Source organism: Paraburkholderia sp. GAS42, from assembly GCF_050436565.1.
Classification (GTDB): Bacteria; Pseudomonadota; Gammaproteobacteria; order Burkholderiales; family Burkholderiaceae; genus Paraburkholderia.
Genome location: NZ_JBNDML010000013.1, coordinates 27701 through 44319, shown reverse-complemented (window position 1 = coordinate 44319; position 16619 = coordinate 27701). Strand labels below are relative to the sequence as shown.

Below are 16619 nucleotides of genomic sequence, written 5' to 3'. Positions count from 1 at the left end.
ATGATTAGTGCGCGCTGTCGCGCGCGCCGCACACGACCAGTGCGTCGAGCGCCAGGACGCGGTCCGGGTACGCCACGAGCGGGTTGACGTCGATCTCCGTGATCTGCGGGTTCGCGCGCATCTGTGCGCCGATCGCGGCCACGGCCTTCGCGATTGCATCCACGTCCACACCTTCCGCACCGCGCACGCCGTCGAGCAGCGCGGCGGCCTTGAGGCGGCGTAGTTCGACCACGATGTCAGCCTCGGTCATGTCGGCCGGAATCAGGCGCACATCCTTGAGCACCTCGATCCAGATCCCGCCGAGACCGATCAGCACGACCGGCCCCCACTCCGCGTCACGCTTGGCGCCAACCACGAGTTCGAGGCCGCGCGGTCCCATCGCCTCGACGAGCGCGCCATCGAGCACCACGCCGGGCCGATGCGACGCCACGCTCGCGTGCAGCTTGTCCCAGCCCGCGCGCAGCGCGTTTGCATCCGCGAGGCCAACCACCACGCCTCCCACGTCGCTCTTGTGCGGCAGCTCGCTCGCCTGGGCCTTGAGTACTACCGGGTAGCCGATTTCGTCAGCAATCCTCAACGCGTCGTCGAGCGACTTCGCAAGACGCCCTGCAGGCACCGGCAAGCCGGCCGCCGCGAGCCATTGTTTGCCCTGATACTCCGCAAAGATGCCATTTGCCGGCACGGGACCCGGCAGCGGGATCGCGACCGGATCTGCCGTTTGTGCGCGCTGCGCACGCTGTAGCGATTCGCCGTAGGTAGCCACGCGCGCACAGGCACGCAGCGCTCGGTCCGGTGAGCGGAAGAACGGAACGCCGCTCGCGGCGATCGCTTCGACAAAAAATGGCTCGAGCACGTTGTTGTCGCCCAACACCGCCAGCACAGCCGGCTTGGTGGCGCGCGCGAGCGCCGGCACCAGGTGATCCGCCTTGTCTCGCTGCGCGATCGGCGGGCCGCCCATGATCGCGAGCACGAGGCTGCCGACGTTCGGATCGGCAAGCACCGTGTCGATAAGCTCTCCGATCAGGCCGGGGTTACGCACACCGATCGTCGTGTAGTCGAGCGGATTGTCGGCCACCGCAAAGTCCGGCAGCAACGCTGTCAGTTTCTCAATTGTCGGCCCGGTCAAGGCCGGCAAGGTGAGGCCGATGTCGTCGGCGAAGTCCAGCACGATATTCTTCACGGCGCCCGACGCGGTCATCACGGCCGTACCCGCTGCGGGCGGCACCGGGAAACGCGCGAGGATCGTCGTGGTGTCGAACAGCTCGTCGAGCGTGTCCACCATCACCACGCCTTCCCGCGAGAGCAGCACACTCGTGGTCGCGTGATCACCGGCCAGCGCGCCGGTGTGCGACTGCGCTGCTTCGCGTGCTCGGGCGCTCTTGCCCGGCATGAGCATCACGATCGGCTTGCCGGCCGCGCGCGCCTCACGCGCCAGCTTGATAAAGGTTTGCGGACGGCGGATCTGTTCGGCGTACACCGCGATCGCGCTCGTTTGCGCGTCGCCAATGAACCAGGCCAGGTAGTCCTCGATACCGAGGACGGCTTCATTGCCCGTCGACACAGCCGCCGTGATCGGCTGCCCGCGCCCCATGAACGCATCACGCAGGTTCGCGGCCATCGCGCCGCTTTGCGCGACCACGCCGACGCCCTTGCGGCCCGCGCACGGATACGGCGCGATCGCCTCAAAGGTGACCGGCACGCCTGCCTCAAAGTTGGTGAAGCCCATGCAGTTCGGGCCGATCAGCGCCATGCCCATCGAGTTCGCCGCTTCGATCAAGACCTCCTGCCTGGCACGGCCTTCCTCGCCCGCTTCGGCATAGCCCGAAGCGAAGATCACCGTCGCTCCGGTCTTGCGAGCACCGAGCGTACGGACCGCATCGAGCACGCCTGATTCCGGTATCGCGAGCACCGCGAGATCGATGCCCTCGGGCAGCGCGTCGACGCTGTTGACGCACCGGCGGCCGTTGATTTCCTGGCTACTGCGCGAAACGAGATGGATCTCGCCCGCATAGCCGAACCGTTCAAGGTTTTGCAGCACGAAATTGCCAAACGCTCGCGGGTCGGCAGAAGCACCGACGATCACGATCGATCTCGGCTTGAGCACGCGCTCGACGGACAGCACGCCGGCGGCGTCGGAGAGTGACTTACTCATCAGGTCATGCCTCTTCTTGATTGAGATCCCTGCTTGTGCACCGGGATCATGTCGGATGTGTGCATTCTGGCATACCAAAAGCGGCCATTCAATACACCACAGGCAGTTTTATTGTGTTGGTGTTTTCCCCTACCGAAGACCAGGCGGAGGAATTCAATGCTTCCAATATATTGATTTTAAATAATATTTTTCAAAACTCACGGCACGTCTGCCGTCGGGCAACGAGGCATAAAAATAACCTCATCTTGAATACCACAACAAACTATTGGTATATTTAAGGCACCTGAACAGCGACCGTCCCTGCCATGAAATCTGTCGTCGACCTGTCCGTTGAGCGCGAAGGCGGAATGCCCAGCATGCCGGAAGCGGCGCCGCGCCTGCGGGCCAGCCTTGCGAACGACATTCGCGCGACGCTGCAGGCCGAGATCGAGGCGGGCGACCTCGCCCCGGGCGCAACGATCGACGAGCGCGCGCTCGCCGCGCGCTTTAACGTCTCGCGCACCCCCGTCCGCGAGGCGCTTCAGCATCTCGCAGCGCGCGATCTGGTTGTGATCTCGCCGCGCCAGGGCATTACCGTGGCGCGGCTGTCGATCGCCAAAGTGCGCTCGATGCTCGAGTACATCGGCGAGCTGGAGGCGCTGTGCGCGCGCTTTTGCGCGCGGCGTGCGGGCGATGCGTTACACGAAGCGCTCGACCGCGCGCTGCTGGCCTGCCAGCAGGCGGCCGTCGAGGGCGACACAGCTGAGTACGCGCACGCCAATGCGCTATTCCACGACACGATCTATAACGGCAGCCGCAATGAGTGCCTCGCCGAGCAGATTCGCGCCGCGCGCCGCCAGTCGGCTCGCTATCGCGTGGCCGACCTGCGCCACCGCGCCCAGATCAGCCGCTCGCTGCAGGAGCACTTCGAGATCGCCCGCGCGATCCGGGCCGGTGACGAAGCGAAAGCCGCCGAGGCCATGCGGCGTCACGTACCGGCAGGCACGACAGGCTTCTCGGAGTTCCTTGCGGCGGTACCACGCCACTTTTTCGATGTCGGCACGGACTGAACCGAGCCGTCCTCAACCAGCCCTACGGAGAAATCATGCCCCGTTCCATCGACGTCCCCGGTCTCGCACACAATGCGCCAATCCCGGTCGGCGCGCGCGTCGCCAACGTGCTTTGCTCGTCGGCGATCGCCGGCAAGGATCCGGCGACCGGTCGCCTCGCCGCCGATCCCGCCGATCAGACCCGACTCGCGTTCGACAACCTCCGGCGTTTTCTCGACGCAGGCGGCGCGACGCTCGCAGACGTCGTGAAACTCACGGTGTACGTGAAAGATGATTCGGTCCGCGAGCACATCAACGCGCACTGGCTCGCGTGCTGGCCTGACCCAGCACAGCGGCCAGCACGCCATATCGTCGTGCACGACCTGCAGCACAACATGGCGCTGCAGCTAGAAACCATCGCCGTGGCCTCCTGAACGCCCGGCGGATCCCTTCAACGCAGTGCTTCCCCTCATTCACAAAGGCCCCAACGTGATTATCGATTCCCACGCCCACGTCGTCATGCCGCCCGAAAGCTTCCGCTACATGGCGGAACTGATCGGCGGACGCGCCAACCCTTCGACCAAACCCAACGTGCCGGACGCGTCGTTGCGCAAGGTCGCTGAAGAACTTGTGCGTAGCATGGACTCGGTCGGCACGGACGTGCAGTTCATCTCGCCGCGCCCCTATCTTCAGATGCATTCGGTCAAGCCCGCGCGCGTGACCGAACTCTGGTCGCGCCACTGCAATGACCTGATCGCGCGCTACGTCGCGATGTTCCCGGACCGCTTTCGCGGCGTGGCGGGCCTGCCGCAGTTCATGAACGAGTCGCCGGAGGTACGCGTTGTGGCGGAGCTCGAGCGCTGCGTGAACGAACTGGGTTTCGTGGGCTGTCTGCTGAACCCGGACCCGACCGAATCGGAAGGCCCGACGCCGCCAGGGCTCGGCGACCCATTCTGGCATCCGCTCTATGAAGCGATGACCGCGCTTGACGTGCCCGCACTGATCCACTCAGCCGGCAGCTGCAGTCCGCGCGAGTCGTACACACTGAAGTTCATCAACGAAGAGAACATCGCGGTCATCTCCCTGCTCGACTCGGACGTGTTCAAGAAGTATCCGACCCTGAAGATCGTGGTTGGTCACGGCGGCGGCGCCATTCCCTACCAGATGGGACGTTTCCGCTCGTGGGCGGTGCGCCGCAACCATCCTGAAACCTTTGACCAGCAACTCAGGAAGCTCTACTTCGACACCTGCAATTACTCTAAGGAATCGATCGAACTGCTGCTCAAAGTAGCGGGGACCGACAACGTGTTGTTCGGCACGGAAAAACCCGGCACGGGCAGCGCGCGCGACCCCATCTCCGGACGCGACTACGACGACATGAAGCCGGTGATCGAAAGCATCGAATGGCTTACCGATGAGCAGCGCAAGAACGTGTTCGAGTGCAACTGCGCGCGCGTCTACCCGCGCGCCTTCCGAAACTATAAGGAAGCCTGATCATGGCCATGACCGCCGAAGAAAATGAACTGCTCACGCGCGTCGAAAACGGTGCGCCGATGGGCGAAATGATCCGCCAGCACTACTGGATGCCGGCCGTGCCGTCGGCCACCCTCGTGGCTGACGGCGCCCCGGTGCTGGTGCGCCTGCTTGGTACGAACTACGTGGCGTTTCGCACCACCGACGGGCGAGCCGGCCTGATCGACGAGCTCTGCCCGCACCGCAGGACGTCCATGATGATGGCGCGCAACGAGGACAACGGCCTGCGCTGCATCTTCCATGGCTGGAAGACGGACGTCCAGGGCAAAGTCGTCGAAGCCCCAAACCAGGTCGGCGATCAGGCTCAGTTCTGCAAGCGGGTGAAGACCGGCCAGTACCGCGTCGAGGAACGCGGCGGCATCGTCTGGGTCTGGCTCGGCAAGGGCGACACGCCACCCCGGTTCCCCGACCTGCCGTTCACGAATCTGGCCGCCGACCAGCGCTCGGTCACGAGCGCCGAAGTGCCGACCAATTGGGTTCAAGGTGTGGAAGCCTCGATGGATTCTTCGCACGTCGGCGTGCTGCACGAATCGACCACGCAGATCACGGCGGGCGGCGGCAATGAGCGTTTGCACATGAATAGAGCGCTCGCCCCGCGTCTCGAATTCGAGGAGCGTCCCTATGGCTACCGCTACGCCGCGCTGCGCGACCTGCCCGACGAGAAGGTCTATGCGCGCGTGAACAACTTCGTGATGCCGTGGTACGGCATCATCTGCGCGCCAGACGCAACTGGTCCGAGCACGGTGTTCTTTTCGACGCCCGTCGACGACGTCACCCACCGTGCGTGGTTCGTGCACTTCAATCCGACCCGCAAGCTTGGCATGACCGTCATGTCGGCCACGCCAGACGTGTGGAATTTCCCGCCGTTGCCGCCGGGCACGCGCAACGACGGTTTCGGTCAGAACCGCGATCTCATGAAGCGTGGTCACGCGACCGGCTTCCACCAGCATCTCGGCACCGAAGACTTCGCGATGTTCCTCGGTCAGGGACCGATCGCGGACCGCACCAACGAGCAGCTCTGCTCAGCCGACGGCGCGGTGCTGCGCGTTCGCACGCTGCTGCTCAAATCGGCGCGCGAGTTCATGGCAGGCAAGACGCCGACGCTCGCTGACAATCCTGAGCTCGATTACTCGCGCGCCATTTCAGTCGGCGGTGTGTTGCCGACCGGCGCCGATTGGCGAGTTCTCACCGAAACCACGTAATACGGAATGACTTCGATGCTTGCCCCCTCGCTGCTTACACTGCGCGTCGCCGCGGTCGACACGCTCACCCCGCTGATCAGGTCGTTCACGCTAGACGCGGCGGACGGTGTGCTGCTGCCCGGTTACGAGCCGGGCGCACACATCCAGGTCGAAATTCCGTTTTCGGGAGTTGGCGCGCCGCAATGGCGCTCCTATTCGCTGATCAACCTGGACCCGTCTGTCGATCCGCGCGCCGGCGTACCGGCGTACCGGCTCGGCATCCGGCGGGAGGACGAGGGCCGCGGCGGCTCGCGTCACATGCACGCACTCGAAGTCGGGCAGACACTCAACGCGCGCGCCCCGGCCAACCACTTCCCGCTCGCCGCACCAGCGCCTGTGCTGCTCATTGCAGGCGGCATCGGCATTACGCCGATCGCCTCGATGGCCGCCGAGCTTGCCGCGCAGCAACGCGACTTCGAATTGCATTTCAGCGGACGCACGCGTGACTCACTGCCGTTCGTCGACGAACTGCGGGCGCTTGCAGGCAAACGCCTTGTGCTGTGGAGCGACGACGACCCAAACGCGCGCCTGTCGGTCGACGCGCTGCTTGAAAACGCGCAGGTGAACCAGCCGATCTATGTGTGCGGCCCGGCGGGCATGGTCAACGCGGTGCTCGCCGTCGCGCGCAAGCGCGGCTGGCACGAGTGCGACCTGCACTACGAGCTGTTCACCGAGACCGCATCTCAGGAAGGCGACGTCGCCTTCGAGGTCGAACTCAAACAGTCGGGCACACGGCTCACCGTACCAGCCGACCGGTCGTTGCTCGACACCCTTATCGAAAACGGCGTCGACGTCATGTATGACTGCCGCGCCGGCTACTGCGGATTGTGCTCGACCCGCGTCTGCGGTGGCGAGATCAATCACCGCGACACTTACCTGTCCGATGCGGACAAGACCAGCGGCAAGGTCATGCAGGTCTGTGTGTCGCGCTGCACGAGCGGCCGCCTCGTGCTCGACCTGTAACGCGCTGCCGCGGCGACCTACACATTCAACAAACGGAACCCACAATGAGCCAAACCCTCGTTACTTACGAACTCGACGGCGCGGTCGCGCTGATCGGGCTGAACCGGGCCGACAAGCGCAACGCAATCAACGAGGACGTGATCGTGCAACTGCGCGACGCTGTCATGCGCGCTGGCGACGAAGCCGATGTCGGTGTGCTATTCGGGCACGGAGGCAATTTCAGCGCGGGTCTCGACCTGCGCGAGGCGCTTTCGCGCGCCACCGCCCAGAGCGCGCCGCCGCGCAAGCGTCGCCGCCACTCCTGGCATGAAGTGTTCGATATCATCGCACGCGGTCCGATCCCGTTTGTCGCGGCACTGCACGGCGCGGTGGTCGGCGGCGGACTGGAACTCGCGACCGCCGCGCACGTACGCGTCGGCGACGCGACGGCGTTTTTCGGCCTGCCCGAAGGCCAGCGCGGTATTTTCGTGGGCGGTGGCGGCACCGTACGAATCCAGCGCGTGATCGGCTACAGCGTGATGGCCGATCTCATGCTGACGGGCCGCCTGCTCTCAGCCGAGGAAGGTCTGCGTGAGCACGTGATTACCTATCTGACTCCGGCTGGCGAGGCGCTCGCCAAGGCGAAAGAGCTCGCGGCGAAAATCGCGCAGAACGCGCCCGACACGAACTGGCGCATCACCAATCTGCTGCCGCGCGTGAACGATCTCTCGCACGAGGATGGTCTGTTTCTCGAGTACATGAGCTCGAACATGGCACGCTCGCCTGAGACCGCGAAACGCCTGCAGGAATTCGTGGACGGCAAGGCGAAGCCGCTCGACCGTCCGGACCAGCCTAAGAGCCCAGCTTGAGGTGCAACGAACCATGAATGCAACAAACGAACTGAACCCGCAGGAAGCGGCCGCGCGCGAGCAGGCGCTCGCACACGTGAAGGCAGCGGAAAAGACCGCCGCCCAGATTCCCGTCGGCGACGCCCAGCCGCGCCCGATCGGGCAGTCGGCCGTGATCGGCGCCGGCACGATGGGCGGCGGCATCGCAATGGCGCTCGCCGCTGCCGGCATCCCCGTCACCCTGATCGATGCGGATGAAGGCGGCCTGACGCGGGGTCTCGCCCGCATCCGCGACAACTATGAAAACAGCGTCAGGCGCGGCAGGCTCGACCCTGCCGTGCCTGACGAGCGGCTCGCGCGCATCACGGGCTCGCTCTCGATTGCCGACGTGAAGAACGCCGATATCGTGATCGAGGCGGTGTTCGAGGACCTCGCGCTCAAGCAGGGAATTTTCCGCGAACTCGACCAGTATGCGAAGCCGGGCGCTGTCCTCGCCACCAACACCTCGGGCCTCGACATCGACGAGATCGCAGCTGTCACGAAGCGCCCCGCCGACGTAGTCGGCGCGCACTTCTTCAGCCCCGCGCACGTGATGCGCCTGCTCGAAGTGGTACGCGCAGCGCAGACTGCCGACGATGTCATCGTCACGCTGATGGATCTTGGCCGCAGCATGGGGAAGGTGTCGGTCCTCGCACGCATCTATCCAGGCTTCATCGGCAACGCGCTATTTCGCAGCTACAACCGCGAGGCGCACTTCCTCGTGGAAGACGGCGCGCTACCGCATGAGGTGGACTCGGCGCTCAGGGACTTTGGCTACGCGATGGGCATCTTCGCGGTGCACGACATGGCGGGCAACGACGTCGGCTACCAGACGCGCAAGGCGCAGATGGCGACGCGCCCCACCGACCGCCGCTGGAGCGACCTGATCATGAAGCTCGTCGAGATGAGCCGTCTCGGCCAGAAGAGCGGCAAGGGCTGGTACCGCTACGAGCCAGGCAGCCGCGAACCGCAGCGCGATCCCGAACTGGAGCAGTTCATCGTCGAGGAATCGGGCCGCCTCGGCCTCACCCGTCGCCCCATTACGGCCGAAGAAATCATCAAGCGTTGCGTGTACGGAATGATCAACGAAGGCGCGAAGCTGCTCGAAGCGGGAATTGCACTGCGCGCGAGCGACATCGACGTCGTCTACGTGACAGGCTATGGCTTCCCGGCGCATCGCGGCGGCCCGATGTACTACGCGGACCAGATCGGTGTCGCAAACGTCTACCGCGACGTGCAGCGCTTTTACGAGGAGTACGGATACTGGTGGAAGCCGGCACCGCTGCTGGAAAAGCTTGCCGCCACGAACGGGCGTTTCGCCGATCTCTAGGCTCGACCAGGCGCCTGCAACCGACGGTGCAGGCCCGAAACGCAGATGGGCCACCGCAATGCCGCGGCCCATTCCCGATTGATTGCCCGCAATCCGTCCGGTTAATCGGTGCCCTGCGTGTTATCCGCCAGCTCGGCAGCGGACGCGTCGCGCGACAGCACGACCGGCGTATCGTTGAAAAACTCCGCCGGCAAAGTCGCAAGAAACTCGGAGAAACCTGCCTCGCCACCTGGCGAATGCTGCGCCATGATATCGCCGGCGGCGATCTCGTCGCCCAAAAGCAGCGCCTGCGCGAGCGCCTGGTGATCGGCGATCACCTTCTCGCGCCGGCTCGGCGCAAGGAACGGCTTGGGGCGGTAACGTGAAATCAGACGGCGAATCGAGCGGATCTGGTCGGCAAGATAGTCGTTATGACAGGCCGCGCAGATCACTTCATGAAAATCCACGTTGATGCGCGCGAAACGGCGCGCGTCGCCCTGATTCAGCGCATCGACACCTTCGTCGATTGTGCGTTGCAGTTCGGCGCGCTGCGCATCGTTCATGCGACGCGCAGCAAGCCGCGCCGAAACGACCTCAAGCTCGCTGAGCAGTTCAAGCATGTCGCGCAATTGAGGCACCGTCATCTTGGTGACGAACACGCCCTGGCGCGGCACGATCTGCACGTACTGCTGGGCAGCGAGCTGCTGCAGTGCCTCGCGGATCGGGGTGCGTGACACGTTGAAGCGAGCGGCAAGCGCGCGCTCGTCGAGCGCCGCGCCGGGTACGAGCTCGCCTCGCTCGATTTCCGCTTCCAGGATCGCCTTGACTTCGGTCGAGCGGCTCGGTTTTGGGGGCTGACTCATTGGATGGGATGCAATGGGTTGTCGAGGGCCGCGATGCGACCGGAGAACGGCATCATCGCGTGAGTTCGATATGATACCTCGCAGGTATACCACACGCCTAGTCAGGTCCACCGCACTAGAGAAAAACGGCGCCGCGCTGACGCGCGATGCCGCTGGGAGCCGGCGGCACAGCAGAGGCCTCCCGCTGTGCGCCGCCGAGGACATCCGTCAGAAAAGGTGGCGAATACCGGCTTGCACGGCTAGCTGGTTCGAGCTGGTGGACGCGAGGTTGCCATACAGCGAACCGCCCGCCCCCGGCACCGAGTAAGGCGTAGAGACGAGAAAGTTGTCCGCATACTTCTGGCCCGCGAATGCATGCTGCATGGTCCCGAACAGGTACACATCGGTCCGCTTGGACAAGTGGTAGTCGAGGCCCAGGCTGTAGAGGTCGTACTTGCCGAGCTTGTGCTGGTCGACGTAGGTGAAACCTCCACCCAAGGTCAGGAACGGCGAGAACCGGTAACTTGCACCGAGCTCGTAGGCGCCCACGGTGACCACACCGCGCGGGCTCTGCGACGCATTCGTGTAGGTGTATAGGCCATTGAGCGAGATCGCGTCAGTCACCTTCGCCTGGCCGCCAACCGCGACCGTATAGATCGACTTCGCGTTCAGTGCGACCTGGGCCATCGTGCCGACACCGCGCGCGGCGTTCCCGCCGTCGGTCTTGGTGATCACGGCTGCCATCGAGTACGGCGCGTCGAACGTGCCTGTCGGGCTGTATTTGATGCCAGCACTGATTACGCGGGGATTACCCGTGGGCGTGCCTCCGAAACCGTTCGGGACGTTGCTGAAGCCGTACATCACGCCCGCGCCGAAGCCGTGCCAGTTCGGCGTTTCATAGCGCACCATGTTGCTGACCGGCTCGCCCGCGAGACGATCGATGTCATAGGCGCCGTGGAACGCGTACGAAGGCGCAAACCGCGCGACATTCGTGTAGTACGAGACGTAGTCGTAGATGAAATCGTAGTCGTACCCGGCGAGCAGCGTACCGAAGGTCGTACTCGACAGGCCGACGTACGCACGCCGCCCGAATAGCGCGCCGCCGTGGCTTGCCGTGCCGGTATTGAGCGAGAAGCCGTTTTCGAGCGTGAAGACCGCCTTCAGGCCGCCGCCCAGGTCCTCGGCGCCGCGCAAGCCCCAGCGCGATGCCTGGTTGATGCCGTCATCGAGCTTCCAGAGCGAATGTCCGCCCGCGTTGCTTACGTACGTGATGCCGTCGTCGATGATCCCGTACAGGGTCACACTGCTTTGCGCCTGCGCCGTGCCCGCTAATGCCGCGGCCACCGCACCGATAATCAGCTTCTTTTTCACTACCGTCTCCTTGATGTATTGCAGGTATTCCCACCCGCTGCGTTCCCGTTTGCTCAAAACTGTTTGCGTCAATTGCCGCGACGCATGTGACGCGACGCGAGGAAGTAGTGCACCGACGACCAGATCAGCACCACGCTCACGGCGAGCATTGCGTAGCGGATGCCATAGGCCGACGCGTCATGGCAGGCAGCCGCGAACTGGCCCGGCGGGGCCACTGTCGGACCATGCGCGCCATGCGCACCGGTCGCCGCGCAAACCAGATGGAACTTGCCCAGCGTGAACAGGTGGTCGGTGAAGCGATCGCTCAGGAAGCCGATCGCCGCCGGGCCGAGCCCCTGGCCGACGAGATTCATGAGCAGGAACACGAAAGCCGTGGCCGTGGCGCGCATGCGCGGCTCGACGATGCCGTGCACGATTGCAAAGGTGGGACCGTTCCACGTGTTGAGCGCGATCGTGGCGGCGAAGAGCAGCCCCACGGCAACCGGCCACTGGTTCACCATGAATGCGGTCACGATCAGCGGGAAGCCGATCGCCGTGCCGAGCGCGGGTATCCACGCATACCAGCGGCGGTCTTTAGCGCTCGCCCAGTCGGCTGACAGGCCGCCGAGCATATTGCCGACGATGCCACCGACACCAATCACGAGGCCAAAGACAAGACCGGCCTGGGCATAGCCCATCCCGTAGACGCGCGTCAGGTAGACCGGGATGAACAGGTTGATGCCGAACTGCGCGAACGCGCCGATCGCGGTGCCGAGCAGCATCTGCACGAATGCCCGGCTTTTCATCAGCACCGTGAGCACTTCGCGCAGTGAGGGCACCAGCGCGCTCGTGAGCGCGCCACTTTCTTCGGCCGCGCCGCGCTTCGGCTCCCGCAGCGTGATCCAGGCGATCAGGCCGAACACCAGCCCCGGCAGGCCGACCACATAGAACACCGGCCGCCAGCCCATGTGCTGTACCATCCAGCCGCCGCCGAGCGCGCCGGCGAGCACGCCGAGGGGAGGCCCGAGCGCGTAGATCGCGAGCGCGCTCGCGCGGCGGCGCGGGCCGAACTGGTCGGCAATCAGCGAGTGCGCGGTCGGCGTGCTGCCCGCCTCGCCAATGCCAACGCCGAGACGATAGGCAAGCAACTGCCAGTACGCACCGGCTGTGCCGCACAGCGCGGTCATCACCGACCACGCCGCAATCGACAGCGCTATCAGCGTGACGCGGTTGAAGCGATCGGCGAGCCGCGCGATCGGAAGCCCAAGCAGGGAGTAGAAAATCGAAAACGCGAGCCCGCCAAGCAGACCGAGCTGCAGGTCGCTCAGGTTCATCTCGAGCTTCACCGCCTGCCCGACCACCGCGATGATGATGCGGTCGACGAAGCTCGATGCATAGATGAGCACCAGAAGCAGCAGGAACCAGCTCCGATACCAGCTGGCGCCAGTTCCAGCTCCGACGTTCCGGGCTGTCAGTTCCTTCATTTCGTTGTCTCCGATACGGATTGTGAATGTCGCCACGCCAATTTTGTATGCCACAAAACGGTCTGTGGGATTTTTAATGGATTTTCTAGCATAATTTTGAGGCGCGCAAGAATAACGTGCAGCAATCACGTCATCGTTTTCACCTACTGGGATCGTGCAGACGAATCGCGCAAGAAACCGGCGCACGCGCCGCTCCGTCATCCCTTCGCGCGCGTCGTCAATCATCTGCAATGCGGCACCGGCCGCGTCCATGTTCCGCGTTCAATTGCATCGCGAGCAGCCCCCAGCCGCGTGAGGTTTCGGCGAGCCGCTAAACTCGGGCGGCGCCGTGCAGCGCTCGCCGAACAGAAAGGCCGTGAAGCAGGGCTCGACAAGATCGGTCAGGTGCGCTCGCACGCATGACCGTCGGCCACGACTGTGAGCGGAAACGTCGACGGAGGAAGGCTTCGTGCAGCGTAGTGCGTCAGGCGATAGCTTTCGGCTGACTGCAGGTGTCCTCGTTGAGCGAAGGATCTACGGATGACGTAAGTCGCGCCTCAAAGCCCCAGAAAGTCCATCACCATGCGATTGAATTTCTCCGCATGTTCCCACTGCGCCCAATGCCCGCAGCGGCCGAAAATATGCATCTCGGCATTCTGCATGCCGGCAACCAGACGCAAACCCACATCCATCGGCACGAAGCGATCGTCGCGTCCCCAGATCACCAGCGTCGGCGCCGCGATCTCGCCAAGCCGCGGGCCGTAATCGTTGAACTGCTTCGGATTGGCCGCGAGACTCTTCACGAAATTCTCCAGATGATCACGACGTGCCAGCATATTGTCGAGCCGCGCCTGCATCAGATCGTCGGTCAGCGCGCTGGTGTCGAAAACGAAGACGTTCATCATCCGCTTGAGGTTTTCAATCGTCGGTTCGCGATACAGGCCTTGCAGCAGCTTGATGCCTTCCGTCGGCATCGGCACGAACTGACTGGGGCCGCCGGTGCCGCCGCCCATCAGGATCAGTTTGCCGACCCGCTGCGGATTGGCGAGCGCGAACGCCACGGCGCTATGACCGCCCATCGAATTACCAATGATGTGCACTCGTTCAATGTCGAGCGCGTCGAGCAGTCCCTTGAGCGATCGCGCGTTGAGTTCGGAGCGCGAGCCGTCACATACGACCGGATCGCTTTTGCTCCAGCCCAGGCAGTCCATCAGGATGACCCGATACCCCGCTGCGACGAGCGGCTCGACATTGCGGTTGAAGTTCGCCCAGCCGCTCGCGCCGGGGCCCGAGCCGTGCAGCATCACCACGGTTTCTCCGCCATGTCCTGCGTCGTTGTAGTGCAACTGCACTTCGCGATCACCTTCCTTGATACGCACGAATTTGCTGGTCGACGCTTCGGTGATGGCCGATACATTTGAGGTCATGTTGCTTTCCTTTATCTGACGAGAGTTGATTGACCGCGCACGCCGCTCTGTCGCGCGCGATTAGCATTCGGCGGCGTACCAGCGCTATTGCGCAGTAGCCGGCGCATAGGCAGACGCCGACTTGCCGACGACGAGCCACGCCGCGATCGCCGCAATGGCGATCAACGGAATGCTCGCGCTCAGCAGCACGGATGCGCTCTGCCCGATCGCCAGCAACTGCCCGGCGATCAACGGTCCGAGAATCGAGCCCATGCGCCCCACCGCCACCGCGGCGCCCACGCCGGTGCCACGCACGTGGGTTGGATAGATGCTGCTTGCGAGCGCATACAACACCGACTGTCCACCGACCAGAAACAGCCCCGCGAGCAAGCCGCCGCACGCCATCGACGCGCCGCCGTTCGCCGCGACGAGCGCCGCCAATGCCGCCGCGATGCCCAGATACATGCCGGTCACCGTGCGACGCCGGCCGATCCGGTCCATCAGGCTTGCGATCACGATCGCGCCGATGCCACCGCCGATGTTGAACATCATCTGCACGACGCTCGATTGCACGCGTGAGAGTCCACGGCTAAGCACCAGCGACGGCAGCCAGTTGATCAGGAAGTACAGCACGATCAGCGTGCCCAGATAGCTGATCCACAACGCGACGGTCGTCCCGGCCCGCCCTTCCTTCCACAATGCCAGCGCGATGCCGGACTGCGCTTCGCCCAAACCACGCGAGCCGCCCACTGCCGAGCGCGCGGCAATGAAGTGCGCCGACTCACGCATGAAGATCGCCAGCAACGGCAACACCAGCAGCGGTCCAACGCCACCGACATAAAAGATATGCCGCCAGCTCGCATCACCCGGACTCACGATGCCGATCGCTGCCGCGAGCGCCGCACCGAACGGCATGCCGCAATACATCGCGCCCACCGCCGTGTTGCGTTGATCCGGCGACGCGGCTTCCGAGCACAGCGCGATCAGGTTCGGCATTGCCGCGCCCAGACCGAGCCCCGTCAAAAAACGCGCGGCCAGCAGACTGTTCAGGTCCCACACCTGCGTGGTGGCAATCGAAAAGATGCCGAACAGCGCCACCGACAGCATCAGCACGTGCTTGCGGCCGAGCTTGTCGGCGAGCCGTCCGCCGATCGCCGCACCGGGCAACAGGCCGAGTGCGCCGATGCTGAAAGCCCAGCCCATCTGCGCGACAGCGAGTTGAAATTCGCGCGCCATACGCGGTGCGGCGACGCCGGTCGATTGCAGATCCAGCCCTTCGAGTAAGGCGACAATCAGGCATAGGCCGATCGTGACGGCGCCGCTGATGCGGGTGTTGGTTGATCGATGCATAAAAGGTCTCCAATATCTTTTCAGCATCGCTCTTGGCGGCGATAACGCTGGGTGGTGTCAACGGCGGCACGGGCCGCCGGCAGGTTTCTAAAAATCGCTAGACGCTGGCCGCGCGTTTCAGATCGAGCGCCACATCGACGATCATGTCTTCCTGGCCGCCGACCATGCGCCGCTTGCCAAGCTCGACCAGAATGTCGACGGCTTTCAGGCCGTACTTCTTCGCGGCCACTTCCGAATGACGCAAGAAGCTTGAATACACACCCGCATAGCCAAGTGCCAATGTTTCGCGATCCACGCGTACCGGACGGTCCTGCAAGGGGCGCACGATGTCGTCGGCGGCGTCCATCAACGTGTAGAGATCGGTGCCGTGATGCCAGCCGGCGCGCTCGGCCGCAGCGATGAATACTTCCAGCGGCGCGTTGCCCGCGCCCGCGCCCATTCCGGCGAGGCTCGCATCGACACGATCGCAGCCCTCCTCCACTGCGACGAGCGAGTTCGCGACGCCGAGGCTCAGGTTGTGATGCGCGTGCATGCCGGTTTTCGTCTCGGGTTTCAGCACCGTTTTCAACGCGCGAAAGCGCGCGCGCACGTCGTTCATGTTCATCGCGCCGCCCGAGTCGACCACGTAGATGCACGTCGCGCCATAGCTCTCCATCTTTTTCGCTTCGACTGCGAGGTTCCCCGGCGTAGTCATGTGGCTCATCATCAGGAAGCCGACCGTGTCCATGCCGAGTTCGCGTGCGTATTCGATGTGCTGCTTCGAGATGTCCGCCTCGGTGCAATGCGTGGCGACCCGCACGATGCGTGCGCCCGCCTGGTACGCGGCCTTCAGATCGTGAATGGTGCCGATGCCGGGCAACAGCAGCGTGGCGATCTGCGCGTGCTCGACCACGTCCGCGACCGCTGCGATCCATTCGAGATCGCTATGCGCACCAAAGCCGTAGTTGAAACTCGAGCCTTGCAGCCCGTCGCCATGCGCGACCTCGATGCTGTCCACCTTCGCCTTGTCGAGTGCGCGCGCGATCTGCTGCACGTTGTCGATCGAGTACTGATGACGGATCGCGTGGCTGCCGTCGCGCAGCGTCACGTCGGAGATATAGAGTTTCTTGTCCATGC

At 64.1% G+C, this 16619-nt stretch carries 14 protein-coding genes; 7 read left to right on the top strand and 7 right to left on the bottom strand.

What is annotated here, in order from left to right; genetic code table 11:
• Window positions 1-4 precede the first annotated feature (4 nt).
• Entirely contained in the window at window positions 5-2152 is a 2148-nt protein-coding gene (locus P3T16_RS19725; RefSeq protein ID WP_429343522.1) for an acetate--CoA ligase family protein, read from the bottom strand.
• Between the two features lie 305 nt (window positions 2153-2457).
• Between P3T16_RS19725 and P3T16_RS19720 the strand changes: the two genes are divergently transcribed.
• From P3T16_RS19720 to P3T16_RS19690, 7 genes are read left to right on the top strand one after another with little or no spacing between them, the layout of a single operon-like run.
• Window positions 2458-3201 carry a GntR family transcriptional regulator gene (locus P3T16_RS19720; protein WP_429343521.1) on the top strand — a complete coding sequence of 248 codons (744 nt, stop codon included), beginning with the start codon at window positions 2458-2460 and terminating at the stop codon, window positions 3199-3201.
• 35 nt (window positions 3202-3236) lie between these two features.
• On the top strand, window positions 3237-3614 hold the full coding sequence (locus P3T16_RS19715; RefSeq protein ID WP_429343520.1) for a RidA family protein: 378 nt from the start codon (window positions 3237-3239) through the stop codon (window positions 3612-3614).
• Between the two features lie 55 nt (window positions 3615-3669).
• Entirely contained in the window at window positions 3670-4674 is a 1005-nt protein-coding gene (locus P3T16_RS19710; protein WP_429343519.1) for an amidohydrolase family protein, read from the top strand.
• Window positions 4675-4676: 2 nt separating this feature from the next.
• Window positions 4677-5915: an aromatic ring-hydroxylating dioxygenase subunit alpha gene (locus P3T16_RS19705; RefSeq protein ID WP_172312076.1), complete on the top strand. Its 1239-nt coding sequence runs from the start codon at window positions 4677-4679 to the stop codon at window positions 5913-5915.
• Between the two features lie 15 nt (window positions 5916-5930).
• The gene (locus P3T16_RS19700) at window positions 5931-6917 is read left to right on the top strand and encodes a PDR/VanB family oxidoreductase (protein WP_429343518.1); all 987 of its coding nucleotides are present in this window, start codon (window positions 5931-5933) and stop codon (window positions 6915-6917) included.
• Between the two features lie 44 nt (window positions 6918-6961).
• Window positions 6962-7765, top strand: a complete 804-nt coding sequence (locus P3T16_RS19695) for a crotonase/enoyl-CoA hydratase family protein (protein ID WP_429343517.1) — start codon at window positions 6962-6964, stop codon at window positions 7763-7765.
• Window positions 7766-7778: 13 nt separating this feature from the next.
• Window positions 7779-9113, top strand: coding sequence for a 3-hydroxyacyl-CoA dehydrogenase NAD-binding domain-containing protein (locus tag P3T16_RS19690; RefSeq protein WP_429343516.1), 1335 nt, complete (start codon window positions 7779-7781; stop codon window positions 9111-9113).
• Between the two features lie 101 nt (window positions 9114-9214).
• Here the strand turns inward: P3T16_RS19690 and P3T16_RS19685 are convergent, their stop codons facing one another.
• The 6 genes from P3T16_RS19685 to dmpG form a co-directional block, all read right to left on the bottom strand.
• Window positions 9215-9955 (bottom strand): GntR family transcriptional regulator, encoded by a 741-nt coding sequence (locus P3T16_RS19685; protein WP_429343515.1) that lies wholly within the window; start codon window positions 9953-9955, stop codon window positions 9215-9217.
• A 207-nt stretch (window positions 9956-10162) separates the two neighbouring features.
• Window positions 10163-11305: a porin gene (locus P3T16_RS19680; RefSeq protein WP_429343514.1), complete on the bottom strand. Its 1143-nt coding sequence runs from the start codon at window positions 11303-11305 to the stop codon at window positions 10163-10165.
• A gap of 68 nt (window positions 11306-11373) precedes the next feature.
• A complete protein-coding gene (locus P3T16_RS19675; protein ID WP_429343513.1) occupies window positions 11374-12768 on the bottom strand; it encodes a spinster family MFS transporter in 1395 nt (464 codons plus the stop codon).
• A gap of 536 nt (window positions 12769-13304) precedes the next feature.
• Window positions 13305-14174, bottom strand: a complete 870-nt coding sequence (locus tag P3T16_RS19670; protein ID WP_429343512.1) for an alpha/beta fold hydrolase — start codon at window positions 14172-14174, stop codon at window positions 13305-13307.
• An 84-nt stretch (window positions 14175-14258) separates the two neighbouring features.
• Window positions 14259-15503, bottom strand: coding sequence for a 3-(3-hydroxy-phenyl)propionate transporter MhpT (gene mhpT / locus P3T16_RS19665; protein WP_429343511.1), 1245 nt, complete (start codon window positions 15501-15503; stop codon window positions 14259-14261).
• A gap of 97 nt (window positions 15504-15600) precedes the next feature.
• Window positions 15601-16617 (bottom strand): 4-hydroxy-2-oxovalerate aldolase, encoded by a 1017-nt coding sequence (gene dmpG, locus P3T16_RS19660; protein ID WP_429343510.1) that lies wholly within the window; start codon window positions 16615-16617, stop codon window positions 15601-15603.
• Between the last annotated feature and the right edge of the window lie 2 nt (window positions 16618-16619).